This is a genomic window from Burkholderia ambifaria AMMD (assembly GCF_000203915.1).
In the GTDB taxonomy this organism is placed as follows: Bacteria; Pseudomonadota; Gammaproteobacteria; order Burkholderiales; family Burkholderiaceae; genus Burkholderia; species Burkholderia ambifaria.
In genome coordinates, this window is the sequence record NC_008390.1 from 2795442 (window position 1) to 2815101 (window position 19660).

Consider the following 19660-nt stretch of genomic DNA (forward strand, 5'->3'; position numbering starts at 1 on the left):
TGCTGCCATGCCCCTGAACGATTACCCGATCGACTCGCTGATGTACATCACGAACCGCCCCGACATCGTGTTTACGCACGGCAAGGGTTCGTGGCTCTACGATCACACGGGCAAGCGCTATCTGGACTTCATCCAGGGTTGGGCCGTCAACAGCCTCGGCCACTGCAACGACGGCGTCGTCGAAGCGCTGAAGACCCAGGCGGAAAAGCTGCTGAACCCGTCACCGGCGTTCTACAACGAGCCGATGGCGAAGCTCGCGGGGCTGCTCACGCAGCACAGCGTATTCGACAAGGTGTTCTTCACGAACAGCGGCGCCGAGGCCAATGAAGGCGCGATCAAGCTCGCGCGCAAGTGGGGCCGCAAGTTCCGCAACGGCGCGTACGAGATCATCACGTTCGACCACAGCTTCCACGGCCGCACGCTCGCGACGATGTCGGCCAGCGGCAAGCCGGGCTGGGACACCATCTACGCGCCGCAGGTGCCGGGCTTCCCGAAGGCCGAACTGAACAACATCAACTCGGTCGAGAAGCTGATCACCGACAAGACCGTCGCGGTGATGCTCGAGCCGATCCAGGGCGAAGGCGGCGTGATTCCGGCGACGCCCGAGTTCATGCGCGAGCTGCGCGCGCTGACGAAGCAGCACAACCTGCTGCTGATCGTCGACGAAGTGCAGAGCGGCTGCGGCCGCGCGGGCACGCTGTTCGCGTATGAGCTGTCCGACATCGAGCCGGACATCATGACGCTCGGCAAGGGCATCGGCAGCGGCGTGCCGCTCGCGGCGCTGCTGTCGAAGGCCGACGTCGCGGTATTCGAGGCCGGCGATCAGGGCGGCACGTACAACGGCAACCCGCTGATGACGGCGGCCGGCTATTCGGTGATCTCGCAACTCGTCGCACCCGGCTTCCTCGAAGGCGTGCGGGCGCGCGGCGAATACCTGAAGCGCAAGCTGCTCGAACTGTCGGAGGAGCGCGGCTTCGAGGGCGAGCGCGGCGAAGGGCTGCTGCGCGCGCTGCTGCTCGGCAAGGACATCGGCCCGCAGATCGTCGAGAAGGCGCGCGACATGCAGCCCGACGGCCTGCTGCTGAACGCGGCGCGCCCGAACCTGCTGCGCTTCATGCCCGCGCTGACCGTGACGACCGAGGAAATCGACCAGATGATGGCGATGCTGCGGTCGATCCTCGACACGCTCTAAGGAGACTGCCGCGATGGATGCCGCCGCCGATACTGTCGCCGATGCTATTGCCATCCGCCCGTTCGAACGCGCCGACACCGATGCCGTGCTGGCCGTCTGGCGCGACGCCTTCCCGCAGTACGACGAAGCCGGCGCGCCGCCGCACCGCGATCCGCTGCGATCGATCGAGCTGAAGCTCGCGACGCAGCCGGAGCTGTTCTTCGTCGCGACCTGCGGCGCGCGGGTGGTCGGCACGCTGATGGCGGGTTTCGACGGACATCGCGGCTGGCTCTACTCGTTCGGTGTGTCGAACGACGCGCGGCGACTCGGCATCGGCCGCGCGCTGATCGCGCATGCGGAACGCGCGCTCGCCGCGCGCGGCTGCCTGAAGATCAATCTGCAGGTGCTGCCCGGCAACGACGATGCGTGCCGCTTCTATGCGGCGCTCGGCTATCGCGTCGAGGAACGCATCTCGTTCGGCAAGACGCTGCCGGCCGCCTGACGACGCCGGCAGCCGCCCGCCTCAGCGCGTGATCGGCCCCGCGTCCGGCAGCGGATTGCCGAGCGCGTCGGTCGGCACGGCCTGCTTCTCGAACGCCGCGAAATACGCGGCCCATTGCGTGTCGCTCACGCGCACGATCAACGCGCCGTCCTGCCACACGTCGTTGTGATCGTTGTGGTCGTTGCCCGCGCGGTGCAGGTAGTTCGAGCCCGTCGAACCCTGGTTCATGTGCGTGTCGTGGATGCCGTTGCCTTGCGCATACGTGCGGCCGAACACGACGACGTCGAGCTCCTGCGACTGCGCGGCGTTGACGAGCCGCAGCAGCGACGGAATCGGCTCCGCGCTCTCGGTGCCGTCCATGACGGCGCTGGCACGCCATGCGCCCGTCTCGTTCAGGATGTCGCTGCGCAGATAGTCGAGCGCCGGCAGCGCCGTTTGCCCGGTGAGATCCGTATAGCCTTCGGCCGCGGCCGCGAGCGTCGCCGTGACCGGATGATGGAAATCGTAGACGAGCTTGTAGTTCAAAAGGTCGTCCGCGTCGTTGGTGCCGACGTTGATCGCGACGTCCCAGTCGCCCGTCGGCAACGCGAGCGTCAGGTGAATGTGATACTGGATCTCGCTGCCGTGCGGCGAGCCCTTGAGCTTCGCCACCGACGTCACCTTCGCCTTCACGAAACCGTAGTCCAGACTCATGCGTGCTCTCCGTGTCCCGATGGATCGACCATGCTACGCAGCCCGCGAGTCGGTTTGCGGAGGGCCGGTAGCGGACGGCCGGTGCAACTATCGAATCAATGGAGTCGCATCCGCGCGCACAGTTCGCCGTCGGGCGCGCCGCATGAAAAAAGGCTGTCACGGAACCCCGTGACAGCCTTTCGAAAGCCCTGGCGCGACACGCCGGCATCCGCCCGCGTGCCGCCCCGGGCCCGCTCATTCACCCAGATACGCGGCCCGCACCTTCGGATCGTCGAGCATCTTCTTCGCATCACCTTCCATCGTGACCGTGCCCGAGTCCATCACGTAGCCGCGGTCGGCCGCCTGCAGCGCGAGGCGCGCGTTCTGCTCGACCAGCAGCACCGTGATGCCCTCCTTCGAGATCTCGCGCACCACTTCGAAGATCTTCTCGACCATGATCGGCGACAGCCCCATCGACGGCTCGTCGAGCAGCAGCAGCTTCGGCTTCGAGAGAATCGCGCGCGACATCGCCAGCATCTGCTGCTCGCCGCCCGACAGCGTGCCGGCCAGCTGCGTCGCACGCTCCTTCAGACGCGGGAAGAAGCCGAACATCCGGTCGACGTCCTTCTTGATCTGCTCGTTGTCGTTGCGCAGGTACGCGCCCATCTGCATGTTCTCGATGATCGACATCCGCGCGAAGATCCCGCGGCCTTCCGGCACCATCGCGAGGCCGCGCTTGAGCAACTCGTGCGACGGCACGCCCTTGATCGACTTGCCGTCGTACTCGATATCGCCCGCCGAATACGGCTTCAGACCCGTGATCGCCTTCATCGTCGTGGTCTTGCCTGCGCCGTTCGCGCCGATCAGCGTCACGAGCTCACCCTGACGGACTTCCATGTCAACGCCCTTGACGGCCTGGATGCCGCCGTAGTTGACCTGCAAGCCCTTGATTTTCAACATTGCCGCTGCCATCAGTGCACCCCTGCGCCGAGATATGCCTCAATCACCTTCGGATTCTTCTGCACGTCCTGCGGCAGACCCTCGGCGATCACCTTGCCGTAATCGAGCACCGTCATCCGGTTGCACAGACCCATCACGAGCTTCACGTCGTGCTCGATCAGCAGGATCGTGCGACCGTCCGAGCGGATCTTGTCGAGCAGGCGCGTGAGTTCGACCTTCTCGGTCGCGTTCATTCCGGCCGCCGGCTCGTCGAGCGCGAGCAGCTTCGGGTCGGTGGCGAGCGCGCGGGCGATTTCCAGCCGGCGCTGGTGGCCGTACGACAGGTTGCGCGACGTGTAGTCGGCGTACTGCAGCACGCCGACGTATTCGAGCAGCTCGATCGCACGCTCCTTGATCTCGCGCTCTTCCTTGCGCTCGGCCGGCGTCTGGAACACCGCGCCCAGCAGCCCGTGCTTGGTGCGCACGTGGCGACCCACCATCACGTTCTCGAGTGCGGTCATCCCGCCGAACAGGCGAATGTTCTGGAACGTGCGCGCGATGCCCGTCTTCGCGACCTGGTGCACCGCGGTTGGCTTGTATTCCGTGCCATCGAGCTTGAACTCGCCGGAGTCCGGCGTGTAGAGGCCCGTGATCACGTTGAAGAACGTCGTCTTGCCGGCGCCGTTCGGGCCGATCAGCCCGTAGATCTCGCCTTCCTTGATCTCGAGGCCGACGTCGGACAGTGCCTGCAGCCCGCCGAAGCGTTTGTTCACGCCCTGCACGGACAGTCGGATTTGCTTGTCGCTCATGTGTGTATCCCCTGTGTCCGTCGATTAAGCGCGCACCGGCTTCTTGCTGGCGCGCTTCGCCAGTTTCGCGATCCTGTCCTCATGCTTCGGCGCGGGCCACAGGCCTTCCGAGCGGTACAGCATGATGATCACCATCGCGAGGCCGTACAGCGCCTGACGGATCACTTCCGTATCGACGATGTCATGACCGAACAGCGCATGCTGCAGCGGGCTCATCGTCGAGCGCAGGAATTCCGGGAAGATCGCGAGCAGCACTGCGCCCAGGATCACGCCCGGGATGTGGCCCATGCCGCCGAGCACCACGCAGGCCAGCACGACGATCGATTCCCAGAACGTGAACGATTCCGGCGACACGAAGCCCTGGAACGAACCGAACATCGCGCCCGACAGGCCGCCGAACGATGCGCCCATCGCGAACGCGAGCAGTTTCACGTTACGGGTGTTGATGCCCATCGCCTTCGCCGCGATCTCGTCTTCGCGGATTGCCGCCCACGCGCGGCCGATACGCGAGTGCTGCAGGCGCGTACAGACCCAGATCACCAGCAGCGAGCACAGCACGAACAGGTAGTAGTACATGTACACCGACGGCAGCTGGAAGCCGAACAGCGAGTGCGTCTGCGACAGGTTGAAGCCGGCGACGTGCACCGGATCGATGCCCGTGATCCCCTTCGGGCCGTTGGTGATGTTCACCGGACGGTCGAGGTTGTTCATGAAGATCCGGACGATTTCACCGAAGCCGAGCGTCACGATCGCCAGGTAGTCGCCGCGCAGGCGCAGCGTCGGCGCACCGAGCAGGATCCCGAAGGTGGCCGCCAGCGCCATCGCGATCGGCACGATCAGCAGGAACGGGATGTGCAGCCCGTTCGGCGCGAGCGCCGCGATCCACTCGAACTGCGAGGTGAGGTGCGGCGAGCTCAGCAATGCCGCCGTGTACGCGCCCACCGCGTAGAACGCGATGTAGCCGAGGTCGAGCAGGCCGGCGAAGCCGACCACCACGTTAAGACCCAGCGCGAGCATCACGTACAGCATCGCGAAGTCGAGCACGCGGACCCAGTAGTTGCCGCCGGCCGAGCCGATGATGATCGGCGCCGCGATCACGAAGACCGCGGTCAGGAGGCCGATGATGACCGTCTTGGTGATGTTGCGTTCTTCGACGAGCGACGTCGAGGATTCGATCGGTTGAATGGATGTCATGTTGTTTGCTCCCCTTCCGTTACGCGCGATCCGCGACACGTTCGCCCAGCAGGCCCGACGGACGGAACACCAGCACGATGATCAGCACGATGAAGGCGAACACGTCCTGGTAGTTACTGCCGAATACGCCGCCCGTGAGGTTGCCGATGTAGCCGGCACCGAGCTGCTCGATCAGGCCGAGCAGCACGCCGCCCACCATCGCGCCGCCGAGGTTGCCGATCCCGCCGAGCACCGCCGCCGTGAACGCCTTCATGCCGGGGATGAAGCCCATGTAGAAGTGCACGTTGCCGTATTCGGACGCGATCATCACGCCGGCCAGCGCGGCGAGAGCGGAGCCGATCATGAACGTCGCGGAAATCACGAAGTTGGGGTTCACGCCCATCAGGCTTGCCGTGTTCGGGCTTTCGGCGATCGCGCGCATCGCGCGGCCGAGCTTGGTCTTGTGCACGAGCAGCAGCAGGCCGCCCATCACGATGAACGCCACCGCGATGATCACGATTTCAGTGACCGAGATCACGGCGCCCGGCGTCGTGTCGGTCGCCTTGATCACGTTGATCGGATCGGTCGGCAGCAATTGCGGGAACGGCAGCGGGTTGCGCGACCAGATGATCATCGCGGCCGTCTGCAGCAGGATCGACACGCCGATCGCGGTGATCAGCGGCGCGAGGCGCGGCGCGCGACGCAGCGGCCGGTACGCGACGCGCTCGATCGCGAAACCGACGAACGCACATACGACCGCCGCAATGCCCAGGCCGATCGTCAGCGTCGCGACGTTGCCGAGTCCGGGGAAGTGGTTCTGCAGCACGGTGATGGCCGACAGCGCAACCATCGCGCCGATCATCAGCACGTCGCCGTGCGCGAAGTTGATGATGCCGAGAATGCCGTACACCATCGTGTAGCCCAACGCGATGATGGCGTACACACTGCCGAGCACCAGCCCGTTGAGAACCTGCTGGACGAAAATATCCATTTAAAGCTCCTTGGCCCATGCTGCCGGAGGACGTTGCGCCCCGCGGGTAAGCGAGGAATCGCGCCTTCTCGGCGACACTGCGGGTACTAGTCGATACCGGTAAGGGTGGATCGTCCCGGCGCGCGCCGCCCGGCCTGTACGGCCGGACCTGCCGCCGGAGCGGATACAAAAACGGCACCGCACTGTTCCGGTGCCATCGAGGGTCCTGTCGCTAAATCGTCACGACATCGAGGACGGTGTACTTGGCCTCCTTGAAGTCGTAGGGCAGCGTGCCGAAACGGCCGGCCTCCGGTTTCCCGAAGTCCACGCCTTTTTCCGTCCGGGTCGGGGCGAACCCCGCGTCCGGGCAGATCAGGTTCCGCGCCGCGTCGCCCGCGTGCTCGACCACCTTGACGGCGCACATGCCATTGCCGCCAGGGATTTGCGCTCCGATGCAGGACGCCGGCGCCTCGTTGGCAAGCCAGCCGTCCGCTGCCGCCCGCGCGGCGCCCGAACGGGCATCGCGAAGGTGGCGTCCGACTTTCGTCAGGACTGCATCGGAATTCGTGAAACGAAGCACGCCGCCCGCCGCGCCGCGCGTCGCGGCGACATGCCGTTTCGTCGAATCGAAATGAAAGGGGATCACCGACATCTGCACGCTGCCTGTGTTGCCCCGAGACCCGGGCGTCCGTCGGATGACGCGCCCTGCTGCTGCCGCATCGGCGGCTCGTTGTCGGGCGACCCGCGTGCCCGTCGCCCGGTTGGCCGCAGCGTTACCGGCGCATGCTGCCCGCCGTGCCGAATGCATGCCGATCTTCGGGCCCTGCGCGTTGAAATCCTCGATCGCCAAACGTGCCCCGTTATCCTTGTCACCGTCCGATTGCGCCATGCGGCACGCCGCCGGCGTCGCACGACCGGTTCCGGCAGCGTGCACGTCGCTGCCCGCCGGTACTGCGTATGCCGCAGCCTCCCCACCCGCCCTGTCGTCGCTCTTTTTGCTGCGACCGGCAAGCATTGCAACCGGTGCGGCGACGAACTTGGCGTAAGCCAACTTCACATGCATCGAATAGGTCTCCCGCGCCTTCCCAAAACCCGATTTCAAAGCCATTCCGGCTTGAAAACGGGCGCATTGTAACTCCATTTACAGGACGCCAATATTCCTGATTCGATGGGGTTTTCCTGCATTGCAACCAATTTTGAGAGACGGTTAAGCGCGGGGATAGCAACCGGGTTGCACTATTAATGTGAATAATGGTTGCGATGTCGTTTTTCACGACGCAAAAAAAGCGCGCCCGGAGGCGCGCTTTTGGAGTACCGCGGGTGCGATGCGGCAATCAGACGGCAGGCGGCAGATTCAGGCCGCGCGGCAGCGGAAACGACACGTTTTCCTCGATGCCGTCGAGTGCGCGGACGTTGCGCACGCCGAGCTCGCGCAGCCGCGCGATCACGGCCTGGGCGAGCACTTCGGGCGCCGATGCGCCGGCCGTCACGCCGATGCGGCGCTTGCCGGCGACCCACGCGGGATCGATCTGGTCGGGCGCGTCGACCATGTACGCGGCCACGCCGCGCTTCTCGGCCACTTCGCGCAGGCGGCTCGAATTCGAGCTGTTCGGGCTGCCGACGACGATCACGACGTCGCACTGCGGCGCCATGAACTTCACCGCATCCTGGCGATTCTGTGTCGCGTAGCAGATGTCCTGCTTCTTCGGCTCGCGGATCTTCGGGTACTTCGACTTCAGCGCGCCGATGATCTCGGCCGCGTCGTCGACGGACAGCGTCGTCTGCGTGACGAGCGCGATGCGCTCGGGATCGGCGAGCTCGAGCTTCTGGACGTCTTCCACGCTTTCGACGAGATGCATGCCGCGCTCGACCTGCCCCATCGTGCCCTCGACTTCCGGATGGCCCTTGTGGCCGATCATCACGATGTCGACGCCGTCCTGGCGCATCTTCGCCACTTCGACGTGCACCTTCGTGACGAGCGGGCAGGTTGCGTCGTAAATGCGCAGCCCGCGCACGTCCGCCTCGTCGCGCACGGCCTTCGACACGCCGTGCGCGCTGAAGATCACGGTGTTGCCGGCCGGCACTTCCTCGAGTTCCTCGACGAAGATCGCGCCTTTCTTCTTCAGATCCTCGACCACGTACTTGTTGTGGACGATCTCGTGACGCACGTAGATGGGCGCGCCGTGCATCGCGATCGCGCGCTCGACGATCTCGATGGCGCGGTCGACCCCTGCGCAGAAGCCGCGCGGCTGGGCCAGCAGGATTTCGGCATCGGCGGCGACGGTCTGCCCGGACAGCGTATCGGTGGTACTCATGATTACAGGATTCCGATGATTTTCACTTCGAACGTGAGCGCCTGGCCCGCGAGCGGATGATTGAAGTCGAACAGCGCCGAGGTTTCGCTGACTTCCTTCAGCACCCCTGCATAGCGGCCGCCGTCCGGCGCGTTGAACTCGATCAGCTCGCCCGGCGTGAAATCGTCGCCGACCATCCCGTTCTCGCGCAGCGTCGACAGCGTCACGCGCTGGAGCATGTCGGGATTGCGGGGACCGAACGCCTGCTCGGGCGTTAGCTGATAAGTCGAATGGTCGCCGACCCGGAGCCCGAGCAGAATCTGTTCCAGCGAGGGCGCCAGTTGGCCCGCGCCGAGCAGCAGCGTGGCGGGCTTGTCGGAGAAGGTGTTGACGATGTCGGCGCCGTCGGCAAGTGCAAGCCGGTAATGCAGCGTGACATGGGAACCGGGCTTCACTTCGGATAGATCGATGAGGCTCATGGATTACTCGTGTTCGTCGGCGCCCGAACTGGCCGAAAGGCCCGGCGCAAAGCCAATATTGTAAGTCACCTGAGCGCGCAAGGCTGAAAGTGCGACGACGTCGCATCCACGCCCGCCGCCAATGGAGTTTCGCTCATGCTGTCACCTTGCCTCGCCGCCCCGGCGACCGAATGTCGCGACCCCGCCGATGCGCCGGCCGCTCCGGCCCGCCACACGGGCCCGGCCCGGCCGCGCAAGCGCCGCCCGCGAAACTGGAAGCCGCATCTGCCGCGCGAGCGGTTGCTGGAACGCGGGCCGGCCGCGCTGACCGACGCGGAGCTGATCGCGCTGCTGCTCGGCACCGGCGGCGGCGGCCGCGATGTATTCGCCAGCGCCCGCGCGCTGCTCGCGCGGTTCGGCGACTCGCTGCGCGACATGCTCGATGCCGAGCCGGACGTGTTCGCCACGCACCCGGGCATCGGCACGGCGCGCTCGGCGGTGCTGATCGCCGTGACCGAGATCGTGCGGCGCGCGCTGGTCGAAAAAGCGCGCGAGCGGCTGCAGATCGATTCGCCGGGCGCGGTCGAGGACTATCTGCGGCTCAGGATCGGCACGCGTCCGCACGAGGTGTTCGTCACGCTGTACCTCGACGCCCGTCACGGCCTCATCGACGTGGAAGAAAGCGCCCGCGGCTCGCTCACGCGGATGGCCGTCTATCCGCGCGAGATTGTGCGACGCGCGCTCGTGCTGAATGCCGCGGCGCTGATCATCGCGCACAACCACCCGTCCGGCGCGGTGCAGCCGAGCGCCGAAGACCGGCGCCTGACGCGCGTGCTGCACGAGGCGCTCGCGCTCATCGACGCGAAGCTGCTCGATCACGTGGTCGTCGGCACCGCCGATACATTTTCGTTCGCGCGTGCCGGTTGGCTGTAGACTGTGGCCCGGCGACCCGCCCTGGGGCGCCGCGACGATGAAGCGAAATTGGGTTTGATTTTTCTGAACTTTTTCTGCTAGAATCATCGTCTGTCTTTTTTCCAACCAGTTCTAGCCATCGAAGGGCCTTGTCTGTAAGGGCTTCGGCGTTCTGAGTGCAGCCATGGATCACGTGGCGGTACGATGGAACCTTCATCGGCGATCGAACCCCGAATTTAGCGTATTAGGAGTGCTCTCATGGCACGCGTATGCCAAGTAACTGGGAAAGCGCCGATGAGCGGCAACAACGTTTCCCACGCCAACAACAAGACCAAGCGTCGCTTCCTGCCGAACCTGCAAAACCGCCGGTTCTGGGTAGAGAGCGAAAACCGCTGGGTGCGCCTGCGCGTCTCGAACGCCGGCCTGCGCCTGATCGACAAGAACGGCATCGATTCCGTGCTCGCTGACCTGCGCGCACGCGGCGAAGCCTAAGCCCAAGGAGCACAATCATGGCAAAAGGCGCACGCGACAAGATCAAGCTCGAGTCGACCGCTGGTACGGGTCACTTCTACACGACCACGAAGAACAAGCGCAACATGCCGGAAAAGATGGCGATCAAGAAGTTCGATCCCGTCGTCCGCAAGCATGTGGAATACAAAGAAACCAAGATCAAGTAATCTCCGGTTTCTGTAGCCTGACGGCGACCAAAAAGCCCCGCACATGCGGGGCTTTTTGTTTTGCGCATACGCGCGCGGGCCCGACGCGGTATGCTCTCCCCTTTCCGCGGCCACAGCCGACGGAACGCACAAGTCTAAAGCGTAACGATGGAGATGCAGCATGAAATTCGACGTGGCGATCGTCGGCAGCGGCCTGGCAGGGCTGTCGGTCGCACTCAACCTGGCCAGCACGCGACGTGTCGCGCTGATCGCGAAACGTTCGATGATGGAGGGGGCGAGCGATAACGCGCAAGGCGGCATCGCGGCCGTCCTCGACTCGGCGGACAGCATCCAGAACCACGTCGACGACACGCTGGTCGCCGGCGGCGGGCTGTGCGACGAAGGCGCGACGCGCTACATCGTCGAGCACGGCCGCGAAGCGATTGAATGGCTGATCTCGCAAGGCGTGCCGTTCACGAAGGACGATGCGGCCGAACTCGGCTTCCATCTGACGCGCGAAGGCGGCCACAGCCACCGCCGGATCATCCACGCGGCCGACGCGACCGGCCACGCGGTGCTCGCGACGCTGTCCGACCGCGCGCGCCAGCATCCGAACATCACGTTCTTCGAAAACCACCATGCGATCGACCTGATCACGTCGGACCGGCTCGGCCTGCCCGGCCGCCGCTGTCACGGGCTGTATGCGCTCGACGTCGACAACGACCGCACGATCACGATCGAGGCGCCGCACACGGTGCTTGCGACCGGCGGCGCCGGCAAGGTCTACCTGTACACCACGAACCCCGACACCGCGACCGGCGACGGCATCGCGATGGCGTGGCGCGCGGGCTGCCGCGTGTCGAACATGGAATTCATCCAGTTCCACCCGACCTGCCTGTTCCATCCGTATGCGAAATCGTTCCTGATCTCGGAAGCCGTGCGCGGCGAAGGCGGCTTGCTGAAGCTGCCGGACGGCACGCGCTTCATGCCCGCGCACGATCCGCGCGCGGAACTCGCGCCGCGCGACATCGTCGCGCGCGCGATCGACTTCGAGATCAAGAAGCGCGGGATCGACTGCGTGTATCTCGACATCAGCCATCAGCCGGAAGCGTTCCTGCGCGAACACTTCCCGACGATCCACGCGCGCTGCCTCGAATTCGGCATCGACATTGCCCGGCAGCCCATTCCGGTCGTGCCGGCCGCGCACTACACGTGCGGCGGTGTCGTCACCGACCTCGCGGGGCGCACCGATCTCGCGGGCCTGTATGCGGTCGGCGAAACGTCGTACACGGGGCTGCACGGCGCGAACCGGCTCGCGAGCAACTCGCTGCTCGAATGCCTCGTGATCGGCCGCGCGGCGGCGGAGGCGATCGAGGCGGCCGGCTTCGACGCCCAAACGCCGGCCACGCTGCCCGCATGGGACGAAAGCCGCGTGTCGGATGCGGATGAGGAAGTCGTCGTGGCGCACAACTGGGACGAGCTGCGCCGGCTGATGTGGAACTACGTCGGCATCGTGCGTACCGACAAGCGTCTGGAACGCGCGAAGCACCGCTTGTCGCTGCTGCGCGACGAGATCCACGAGTACTACGCGAATTTCCGCGTGACGCGCGACCTGCTCGAACTGCGCAATCTGGTCGACGTCGCGACGCTGATCGTGAAGAGCGCCTACTCGCGCCGCGAAAGCCGCGGCCTGCACTACAGCCGCGACTGGCCGCACACGCTGCCGAAGGCGCTGCCGAGCGTGCTCACGCCGCGCTCGCGCCGCTGACCGGCACGCCCTTCCCGGGGCGGCCACCATACAGAAAAAGGCCGTTGGCGCTTGCACGCCAACGGCCTTTTTCGTCAGACGACATCCCGCGAGGTCAGTCGACGATCCGCATCGAATAGTCGGTCGCGCGCACGTCCTTCGTCAGCGCGCCGATCGAGATGCGGTCGACACCCGTTTCCGCGAACGTGCGCACCGTATCGAAATTGACGCCGCCCGACACTTCGAGCACGGCCTTGCCGGCCGCGACGCGCACCGCTTCGCGCATCATGTCGAGCGTAAAGTTGTCGAGCAGCACCGATTGCGCGCCATGCGCGAGCGCCGTGTCGAGCTGCGCGAGCGTCTCGACTTCGATCTGCACCGGCACGCCCGAATCCAGCGCGAACGCCGCATCGAGGGCTTCGCCGACGCCGCCGGCCGCCGCGATGTGGTTTTCCTTGATCAGGATGCCGTCGTACAGCGCGAGACGCTGGTTCTCGCCGCCGCCGACCCGCACCGCGTACTTCTCCGCGAGCCGCAGGCCCGGCAGCGTCTTGCGCGTATCGAGGATCTTCGCGCGCGTGCCTTCGACGCGATCGACGTAACGACGCGTCGCGCTCGCGACGCCCGACAGCAGTTGCAGGAAGTTCAGCCCGTTGCGCTCGGCCGTCAACAGTGCACGCGCCGGCCCTTCGAGCTCGCAGACGGTCGAATCCGGCGTCATCCGGTCGCCTTCGCGATAGCGCCACTGCACGACGATCGACGGATCGATCCGCGCGATGACGGCCTCGAACCACGGCACGCCGCACAGCACCGCTTCCTCGCGCACGATGATGCGCGCACGGCGCCGCTCGCCGGCCGGCACGAGCCGCCCGGTCTGGTCGCCGGTGCCGACGTCTTCGGCGATCGCATCGGCCACGTTGCGCGCGATCGCTTCGTCGAATGCCGCGCCGTATTGTGCGCGTACGGCGTCGAACAGCGGGGAGACTGCGGTCGTCACGGCGCCTTCCGGCGCGCCACTCTCAAGCAATGCGGCCTTCCCTTCGGAAGGCGCCGTGCCTGGGACCAGCGTGAGCGCCGCAGCGCCAGCTTCGGGTGACAGCGAACGAATGTGGGCGCGGGAGTCGCTCATTACGCAGCCCCTACGTTCGCGAACAGTTGCTGGTCGCGCTGCAGATCGCCGCTCGCCTGCACGCGCTTCTTGTGCGCCGCTGCGAAATCGAGCATCCGGTCGATCGGCAGACGCGCACGCACGCCGATCGCGGGATCGACGAAGATCTCGTTGTGACCGCGCTCGAGCACGTCGGCGAGGTTCGCGAGGCCGTTCATCGCCATCCACGGGCAATGCGCGCAGCTCTTGCAGGTCGCGCTGTTGCCGGCCGTCGGCGCGGCGATGAAGGTCTTGCCGGGCGCCGCGAGCTGCATCTTGTGAAGGATGCCGAGATCGGTCGCGACGATGAAGTGCGTCGCGTCGAGCTTCACGGCTGCGTCGATCAGTTGCGTGGTCGAGCCGACGACGTCCGCCTGCGCGACGACGTTTTCCGGCGACTCGGGGTGCACGAGCACCTTCGCGTCCGGATATTCGGCGCGCAGCAGGTCGAGCTCGATGCCCTTGAATTCGTCGTGGACGAGGCACGAACCCTGCCACAGCAGCATGTCCGCGCCGGTTTTCTTCTGGATGTAGCTGCCGAGATGGCGATCGGGTGCCCAGATGATCTTCTCGCCCCGCGCGTGCAGGTCGGCGACGATCTCGAGGCCGATCGATGACGTGACCATCCAGTCCGCGCGCGCCTTCACGGCGGCGCTGGTGTTCGCGTAGACGACGACCGTGCGATCGGGATGTGCATCGCAGAACGCGGAGAATTCGTCGGCCGGACAGCCGAGATCGAGCGAGCAGGTCGCATCGAGATCGGGCATCAGCACGCGTTTGCCGGGGCTCAGGATCTTCGCGGTTTCGCCCATGAAGCGCACGCCGGCGACGACGAGCGTCTGCGCGTCGTGGTCACGGCCGAAGCGAGCCATTTCGAGCGAATCGGCGACGCAGCCGCCTGTTTCGTCGGCCAGCTCCTGCAGCTCAGCATCCACGTAGTAGTGGGCGACGAGCACGGCCTTTTCACGTGCGAGCAGCGCCTTGATGCGCGCCTTCAGTGCAGCGCGTTCCTCGGCGGACGGCGCGTCGGGCACCTTGGCCCATGCTTGTCCCACGCCGCACACGGTCCCTGCTGCGACGGGCCGGTCGTACTCGACGGGTTTGATCGTCGATTGCATCTCCATATCTCCTGTCGGCCAGAGTTGGCGCTTTAGCGCTTACTCTGGCCCCATGCTTCGCGGTCGACCCAGAGTTGGCGCTTTAGCACTTACTCTGGTCCCATGCTTCGCGGTCGACCAGAGTTGGCGCTTTAGCGCTTACTCATGGCCCCATGGGGCATCGAATCCACTGCCCCAAGCCTCATACCAATCCACCCTGCCGATCGGCCATCAAAAACCGGCGGCCCAAATGAAAAAACCCCGCCAACGCGGGGTTTGTGACGTCCTTAGATTCTAATCGATTTCGAATCAGGCGTAGCGACGCAGACGTGTCGCGAATTCCTGCAGCGCCTTGATGCCGCTTTGTTCTGCGCGATGGCACCAATCCTGCAATTGCGCGAGCAGCTGTTCGCGCGACGCGGTCGAGCGATCCCAGATCGCGGCCAGATCCTGGCGCAGCTGGAAGTACGTCTGCAGCTTCTGGCTGTTCGCGAAGATTTCCGGCAGCAGCTTCTTCTGCGGCTCGTCGAGGCCGTCGGCGTCCTTGTGGAACCACTTGCGCGCGCTGCGCATCAGCTGGTACTTGTCGCTCGCACCAAGCTCCTTCAGGTGCGCGAGCTCCTGGCGATATGCACGCTTGACGGCCTTGCCGTAGCTCGCCATCACTTCGTAGCGGTTCGACAACACGGCCTGCAGCGTTTCCTGGTCGAGCACCGTCTTCGGCTTGTTCAGGCGCGGCGTCGGTGCGACCTTCTTCACCTTCGCGAGACCGAATGCCGACATGATGCGGATGTACATCCAGCCGATGTCGAACTCGTACCACTTGTTCGACAGCTTCGCCGACGTCGCGAACGTGTGGTGGTTGTTGTGCAGCTCTTCGCCGCCGATCACGATGCCCCACGGGAACAGGTTCGTGCTCGCATCGGCCGAGTTGAAGTTGCGGTAGCCCCAGAAGTGGCCGAAGCCGTTCACGACACCGGCGGCCCAGAACGGAATCCAGACCATCTGCACGGCCCATACGGTCAGGCCGAGCACGCCGAACAGCGCGACGTCGAGCACCATCATCAGGCTCACGCCGAGGATCGGGTACTTCGAGTACAGATTGCGCTCGATCCAGTCGTTCGGCGTGCCGTGGCTGAACTTGCGCATCGTTTCTTCGTTCTTCGCTTCCGCGCGATACAGCTCGGCGCCCTCGAGGAACACCTTCCAGATCCCGCGCGTCTGCGGGCTGTGCGGATCTTCCTCGGTTTCACACTTCGCGTGGTGCTTGCGATGGATCGCGGCCCACTGGCCCGTCAGCATGCCGGTCGTCATCCACAGCCACATGCGGAAGAAATGGCTCGCGATCGGATGCAGCTCCAGCGCGCGGTGCGCCTGGCAGCGATGCAGGTAGACCGTCACGCCGATGATCGTGACGTGCGTGACGGCAAGCGCGAACAGCGCGACCTGCCACCACGAAAAACGCAGGAGCCCGTGGGAAAGAAAATCGAGCAGGGAATTCAACAAGGCAGTTACCTGTGGTGAGAGCGACGCCGGCGCCGGCCGACGTCATAAAAATGAAAGCATACCGCGTGTAGACCGGAATTTTACTTCAACCGTTCCAAGTCTTTGTAAAAAATGAATATTTTCTTGTGTTGACGCAAGGCGGACAGTCCATCTCCGGACCTGGAACGCCCCGCGATCCCGTTCTGGCCGGTCAGATTTACCCGATTCGGGGCGACGCGACGCGGCCAGGGCCAGCTAGGCCGCCGACGCCTGCCCGTCCACCGTCCCGACGCCCGCCACGGGCAAGCCCTTCGCCACCACGCCGGTCGCCGCTAGACCGTCCGGCAGGCCGACCACGCGCACTTCTCGTTGCGGGAACGGGATCGAAATCCCGTGCTCGCCGAACAGCCGCCAGATGTTGCGGTTCACGGCCGAACGCACGCCCGACGTGCCCGTCGCCGCATCCTCGATCCAGAAACCGAGCTCCAGATCGATCCCGTCCGCGCCGAAGCCGACCAGGTACGGGGCCGGCGCCGGCTCCGCGAGCACGCGCGGCACGCCCTTCGCGGCTTCCGCCAGCACCGCCAGTGCCTGCTCGACGTCGTTCGTATAGGCGATCTGCACGGCGACCTTCGCGTAGCCGCGCGTCAGGTACGACGACTGGTTCTGCACGACGTCGGTGATCAGCTTCTCGTTCGGGATCAGCGTCTCGTTGCCGTCGAGGCCGCGCACGACCGTATAGCGCGTGCGGATCTGCGTGACGACGCCCTGCAGCCCGCCGACGCTGATCGCGTCGCCGAGCCGCAGCGAGCGATCGAGCAGGATGATGAAGCCCGACACGTAATTGCTGGCGACCTTCTGCAGGCCGAAGCCGAGGCCGACGCCCAACGCGCCACCGAACACGCCGAGCACCGTCACGTCGATGCCGACGAGCGACAGCCCGATCAGGACCGCCGCGAACACCAGCAGCGCGCGGCCGACCCGCGACAGCACGACCTTCAGGTTCGCGTCGAGCGTGCTCGCGCGTGCGAGGCGATCCTCGAGCACCGACCCGAGCCACATCGCGACCATCAGCGTCACGCACACCCACAGCGCGCCGGAGATCACCGACAGCAGCGTGAGATGCGCATTGGCCACGCGGAACTGCACGCTGTCGAGCCAGCCGAGCACGTCGCGCTGGATGCCGAGCACGGTCAGCACCATCGCGGCCCACACGATGGTCGACACGATCTTCTCGACGATCGACAGCCACGCATGCGTGTGGCCGTCGCGCGCGAACACGCGCCGCGCGCAGAAGAACAGCACGTAGATCAGCCCGATGCCGAACAGCGGCACGAGGGCGAGCGACAGCAGCGACGTCGACATGAACGGCTCGAACGCGAGCTGCGCGACGCCGACGAAAATGCCGCCGAACAAGGGGAACAGCGCGCGCTTCAGGCTATCCGAGCCCGCACCGGGCGCGCGTCCGGACGCCGTGCGGCGCGCATCGATCCGGCCGTGCACGAAGCGCGCGGCCAGCCACGCAAAACAGAGTGCGCCGACGAGGATCGCCGCCTGCCAGATCATCACCGGCTGGTGGAAATCGCGAATCACCAAGGCCAGCCGGCGCGACAGCAGGCGGCTTTGCAGACTCTCCATCGTCCGTCCGTGCCGCCGTTACTGCGCGCGCCGCTCGAGCACCGCGGCGAAGAAGCCGTCGGTCGCGTGGCGGTGCGGCCACAGCGACAGGTAGTCGCCGGTCTCGATCGCGATGCGCTGGTCGGCCAGCACCTGCTGCGCGGGCACCAGCACGAACTCCGGATGGTCGGCCAGGAACTGCTCGACGATCGCTTCGTTCTCCGCGTGGAGCACGCTGCAGGTCGCGTACACGAGCCGGCCGCCCTTCTTCACGAGACGCGCGGCGCTCGCGAGGATCGACGCCTGCTTCGGCGTGAGTTCCTCGATCGACGTGCGCGTCTGGCGCCACTTCAGGTCGGGATTGCGGCGCAGCGTGCCGAGGCCGCTGCACGGCGCGTCGACCAGCACGCGGTCGATCTTGCCGGCGAGCCGCTTGATCTTCGCATCGTGCTCGCTGTCGATCAGCACCGGGTTCACGTTCGACAGCCCGCTGCGCGCGAGGCGCGGCTTGAGCTTGGTCAGGCGCTTTTCCGACACGTCGAACGCGTAAAGGCGCCCGGTCGAGCGCATCATCGCGCCGAGCGCGAGCGTCTTGCCGCCGGCGCCCGCGCAGAAATCGACGATCATCTCGCCGCGGCGCGGCGCGACCAGCGAGCACAGCAGCTGGCTGCCCTCGTCCTGCACCTCGATCTGCCCTTCCTGGAACACCTGCAGGCGCGTGAGCGCCGGCTTGCCGACGACGCGCACGCCCTGCGGCGCGAACGGCGTCTCGCCCGCGTCGATGCCCTCCGCGCGCAGCGCGTCGATCACCTGGTCGCGCGTCGCCTTCTGCGCGTTGGCGCGCAGGTCGAGCGGCGCCGGGTAATTCAGCGCGGCGGCGAGCTGCGCGAGCTCCTCGGCGTCGAAACGGGCCGACAGCGCCTGGTAGATCCAGTCCGGCAGGTTCGTGCGCACGCGCACCGGCAGGCTCGCCGGGTCGATCTTCGACACGTGCTCGAGCCATGCGGCCTCGGTGTCGGACACGAACGGCTTCAGCGCATTGCGGCCGAGCGTCTGCATCAGGCCCAGCAGCGTGAGGCGCCGTGCGGGGCTGCCCGTGCCGCTCTCGGCGAGGTGCGAAAACTCCATCTTCCGGCGCAGCACCGCGAACACCGCCTCGGCGATCACGCCGCGCTCGGCGTGGCCGAGCTTCGGGTGCGCGCGGAAGAACCGGCTCGTCGTCGCGTCGGCGGGGCCGGTGAACTTCAGCACCTCCGCCAGCAAGGTCTCGGTCTGGCCAATCAGGAATCCGTGCAGCTTCATACGCCCTCGCTCGTTTCGGTATGCGGTTGATCCGCGAAAATCCAGCGCGCCTCTTCCGGCGCCACCACTGCCCGGCCGTTCTCGAGGCGCAGGCGCCCCTCGACGAACCAGCGCACCGCACGCGGATACAGCACGTGCTCGACCGTCAGCACGCGCCGTGCGAGCGCGGCCGCGTCGTCGCCCGCGCGCACGGGCACCGCGCCCTGCGCGACGATGGCGCCGCTGTCGAGTTCGGGAATCACGAAATGCACGCTCGCGCCATGCAGCGCGACGCCGGCATCCAGCGCCTGCTGGTGCGTGTGGATGCCCTTGAAGCTCGGCAGCAGCGACGGATGGATGTTCAGCAGCCGGCCTTCGTATCGTCTGACGAAATCGGGCGTGAGGATGCGCATGAAGCCGGCGAGCACGACGAGATCGGGCGCGAAGCGGTCGATCTCGGCGGCGAGCGCCGCGTCGAAGCTGTCGCGGCCGTCGAACGACCGGTGGTCGACCACCGCGGTCGCCACCCCGTGCGACGCGGCAAAAACCAGGCCGGCTGCGTCAGGCCGGTTGGCGATCACGGCGGCGACCTGGGCCGGCCAGCGTTCCTGCGCGCACGCGCGGACGATGGCCTCCATGTTGCTGCCGCGACCGGAAATCAGGATCACGAGTTTTTTCATCCGCGAATTTTACCATTCGCCCCCGCGTTTCCCTCCTTCTCGGCCGCCGG

General features: G+C 66.0%; 20 protein-coding genes. 6 read left to right on the plus strand and 14 right to left on the minus strand.

Annotated features, from left to right (window positions below; genetic code table 11):
• The first annotated feature begins 7 nt into the window (after positions 1-7).
• Both BAMB_RS12830 and BAMB_RS12835 read left to right on the plus strand, forming a co-directional pair.
• Positions 8-1192: an acetylornithine transaminase gene (locus tag BAMB_RS12830; RefSeq protein ID WP_011657700.1), complete on the plus strand. Its 1185-nt coding sequence runs from the start codon at positions 8-10 to the stop codon at positions 1190-1192.
• 13 nt (positions 1193-1205) lie between these two features.
• The gene (locus tag BAMB_RS12835; RefSeq protein ID WP_011657701.1) at positions 1206-1673 is read left to right on the plus strand and encodes a GNAT family acetyltransferase; all 468 of its coding nucleotides are present in this window, start codon (positions 1206-1208) and stop codon (positions 1671-1673) included.
• Positions 1674-1694: 21 nt separating this feature from the next.
• Here BAMB_RS12835 and BAMB_RS12840 read toward each other — a convergent pair whose 3' ends face one another.
• The 8 genes from BAMB_RS12840 to BAMB_RS12875 form a co-directional block, all read right to left on the minus strand.
• On the minus strand, positions 1695-2366 hold the full coding sequence (locus tag BAMB_RS12840; protein ID WP_011657702.1) for a DUF2278 family protein: 672 nt from the start codon (positions 2364-2366) through the stop codon (positions 1695-1697).
• Positions 2367-2600: 234 nt separating this feature from the next.
• Positions 2601-3317: an ABC transporter ATP-binding protein gene (locus BAMB_RS12845; RefSeq protein WP_011657703.1), complete on the minus strand. Its 717-nt coding sequence runs from the start codon at positions 3315-3317 to the stop codon at positions 2601-2603.
• The gene (locus BAMB_RS12850; RefSeq protein ID WP_006750047.1) at positions 3317-4093 is read right to left on the minus strand and encodes an ABC transporter ATP-binding protein; all 777 of its coding nucleotides are present in this window, start codon (positions 4091-4093) and stop codon (positions 3317-3319) included. The genes BAMB_RS12845 and BAMB_RS12850 overlap by 1 nt, the downstream gene beginning before the upstream one ends.
• A 24-nt stretch (positions 4094-4117) precedes the next feature.
• Entirely contained in the window at positions 4118-5287 is a 1170-nt protein-coding gene (locus BAMB_RS12855; protein WP_011657704.1) for an ABC transporter permease subunit, read from the minus strand.
• Positions 5288-5306: 19 nt separating this feature from the next.
• A complete protein-coding gene (locus tag BAMB_RS12860) occupies positions 5307-6257 on the minus strand; it encodes a branched-chain amino acid ABC transporter permease (protein WP_006757318.1) in 951 nt (316 codons plus the stop codon).
• A gap of 211 nt (positions 6258-6468) precedes the next feature.
• A complete protein-coding gene (locus BAMB_RS12865; RefSeq protein ID WP_011657705.1) occupies positions 6469-7299 on the minus strand; it encodes a hypothetical protein in 831 nt (276 codons plus the stop codon).
• A 271-nt stretch (positions 7300-7570) separates the two neighbouring features.
• Positions 7571-8551, minus strand: a complete 981-nt coding sequence (ispH, locus tag BAMB_RS12870; RefSeq protein ID WP_006750051.1) for a 4-hydroxy-3-methylbut-2-enyl diphosphate reductase — start codon at positions 8549-8551, stop codon at positions 7571-7573.
• Positions 8552-8553: 2 nt separating this feature from the next.
• On the minus strand, positions 8554-9009 hold the full coding sequence (locus tag BAMB_RS12875; protein ID WP_011657706.1) for an FKBP-type peptidyl-prolyl cis-trans isomerase: 456 nt from the start codon (positions 9007-9009) through the stop codon (positions 8554-8556).
• Between the two features lie 135 nt (positions 9010-9144).
• Here BAMB_RS12875 and radC point away from each other — a divergent pair, with 135 nt between their 5' ends.
• The 4 genes from radC to nadB all read left to right on the plus strand — a co-directional run bounded on the left by radC (position 9145) and on the right by nadB (position 12324).
• Positions 9145-9921 (plus strand): RadC family protein, encoded by a 777-nt coding sequence (gene radC, locus BAMB_RS12880; RefSeq protein ID WP_011657707.1) that lies wholly within the window; start codon positions 9145-9147, stop codon positions 9919-9921.
• A gap of 237 nt (positions 9922-10158) precedes the next feature.
• On the plus strand, positions 10159-10392 hold the full coding sequence (gene rpmB / locus BAMB_RS12885; RefSeq protein ID WP_004186391.1) for a 50S ribosomal protein L28: 234 nt from the start codon (positions 10159-10161) through the stop codon (positions 10390-10392).
• Between the two features lie 17 nt (positions 10393-10409).
• Positions 10410-10577, plus strand: coding sequence for a 50S ribosomal protein L33 (rpmG, locus tag BAMB_RS12890; protein ID WP_006478046.1), 168 nt, complete (start codon positions 10410-10412; stop codon positions 10575-10577).
• A gap of 160 nt (positions 10578-10737) precedes the next feature.
• The gene (gene nadB / locus BAMB_RS12895; protein ID WP_011657708.1) at positions 10738-12324 is read left to right on the plus strand and encodes an L-aspartate oxidase; all 1587 of its coding nucleotides are present in this window, start codon (positions 10738-10740) and stop codon (positions 12322-12324) included.
• 94 nt (positions 12325-12418) lie between these two features.
• Here nadB and nadC read toward each other — a convergent pair whose 3' ends face one another.
• The 6 genes from nadC to purN all read right to left on the minus strand — a co-directional run bounded on the left by nadC (position 12419) and on the right by purN (position 19610).
• Positions 12419-13300 carry a carboxylating nicotinate-nucleotide diphosphorylase gene (gene nadC / locus BAMB_RS12900; RefSeq protein WP_011657709.1) on the minus strand — a complete coding sequence of 294 codons (882 nt, stop codon included), beginning with the start codon at positions 13298-13300 and terminating at the stop codon, positions 12419-12421.
• A gap of 131 nt (positions 13301-13431) precedes the next feature.
• On the minus strand, positions 13432-14568 hold the full coding sequence (gene nadA / locus BAMB_RS12905) for a quinolinate synthase NadA (RefSeq protein WP_011657710.1): 1137 nt from the start codon (positions 14566-14568) through the stop codon (positions 13432-13434).
• Between the two features lie 288 nt (positions 14569-14856).
• Positions 14857-16053, minus strand: coding sequence for a DesA family fatty acid desaturase (locus BAMB_RS12910; RefSeq protein ID WP_011657711.1), 1197 nt, complete (start codon positions 16051-16053; stop codon positions 14857-14859).
• Between the two features lie 234 nt (positions 16054-16287).
• On the minus strand, positions 16288-17670 hold the full coding sequence (locus BAMB_RS12915; RefSeq protein WP_011657712.1) for a mechanosensitive ion channel family protein: 1383 nt from the start codon (positions 17668-17670) through the stop codon (positions 16288-16290).
• A gap of 18 nt (positions 17671-17688) precedes the next feature.
• Complete coding sequence (locus tag BAMB_RS12920; RefSeq protein ID WP_006750059.1) at positions 17689-18951, minus strand: RsmB/NOP family class I SAM-dependent RNA methyltransferase; 1263 nt, start codon at positions 18949-18951, stop codon at positions 17689-17691.
• Entirely contained in the window at positions 18948-19610 is a 663-nt protein-coding gene (purN, locus tag BAMB_RS12925; protein ID WP_011657713.1) for a phosphoribosylglycinamide formyltransferase, read from the minus strand. Before purN ends, BAMB_RS12920 begins: the two co-directional genes overlap by 4 nt.
• Between the last annotated feature and the right edge of the window lie 50 nt (positions 19611-19660).

Bases quoted from the DNA above. Each gene is read 5' to 3' on its own strand.
- BAMB_RS12830 (WP_011657700.1), top strand. From the start codon at position 8: ATGCCCCTGAACGATTACCCGATCGACTCGCTGATGTACATCACGAAC.
- BAMB_RS12835 (WP_011657701.1), top strand. From the start codon at position 1,206: ATGGATGCCGCCGCCGATACTGTCGCCGATGCTATTGCCATCCGCCCG.
- BAMB_RS12840 (WP_011657702.1), bottom strand. From the start codon at position 2,366: ATGAGTCTGGACTACGGTTTCGTGAAGGCGAAGGTGACGTCGGTGGCG.
- BAMB_RS12845 (WP_011657703.1), bottom strand. From the start codon at position 3,317: ATGGCAGCGGCAATGTTGAAAATCAAGGGCTTGCAGGTCAACTACGGC.
- BAMB_RS12850 (WP_006750047.1), bottom strand. From the start codon at position 4,093: ATGAGCGACAAGCAAATCCGACTGTCCGTGCAGGGCGTGAACAAACGC.
- BAMB_RS12855 (WP_011657704.1), bottom strand. From the start codon at position 5,287: ATGACATCCATTCAACCGATCGAATCCTCGACGTCGCTCGTCGAAGAA.
- BAMB_RS12860 (WP_006757318.1), bottom strand. From the start codon at position 6,257: ATGGATATTTTCGTCCAGCAGGTTCTCAACGGGCTGGTGCTCGGCAGT.
- BAMB_RS12865 (WP_011657705.1), bottom strand. From the start codon at position 7,299: ATGCATGTGAAGTTGGCTTACGCCAAGTTCGTCGCCGCACCGGTTGCA.
- ispH (WP_006750051.1), bottom strand. From the start codon at position 8,551: ATGAGTACCACCGATACGCTGTCCGGGCAGACCGTCGCCGCCGATGCC.
- BAMB_RS12875 (WP_011657706.1), bottom strand. From the start codon at position 9,009: ATGAGCCTCATCGATCTATCCGAAGTGAAGCCCGGTTCCCATGTCACG.
- radC (WP_011657707.1), top strand. From the start codon at position 9,145: ATGCTGTCACCTTGCCTCGCCGCCCCGGCGACCGAATGTCGCGACCCC.
- rpmB (WP_004186391.1), top strand. From the start codon at position 10,159: ATGGCACGCGTATGCCAAGTAACTGGGAAAGCGCCGATGAGCGGCAAC.
- rpmG (WP_006478046.1), top strand. From the start codon at position 10,410: ATGGCAAAAGGCGCACGCGACAAGATCAAGCTCGAGTCGACCGCTGGT.
- nadB (WP_011657708.1), top strand. From the start codon at position 10,738: ATGAAATTCGACGTGGCGATCGTCGGCAGCGGCCTGGCAGGGCTGTCG.
- nadA (WP_011657710.1), bottom strand. From the start codon at position 14,568: ATGCAATCGACGATCAAACCCGTCGAGTACGACCGGCCCGTCGCAGCA.
- BAMB_RS12915 (WP_011657712.1), bottom strand. From the start codon at position 17,670: ATGGAGAGTCTGCAAAGCCGCCTGCTGTCGCGCCGGCTGGCCTTGGTG.
- BAMB_RS12920 (WP_006750059.1), bottom strand. From the start codon at position 18,951: ATGAAGCTGCACGGATTCCTGATTGGCCAGACCGAGACCTTGCTGGCG.
- purN (WP_011657713.1), bottom strand. From the start codon at position 19,610: ATGAAAAAACTCGTGATCCTGATTTCCGGTCGCGGCAGCAACATGGAG.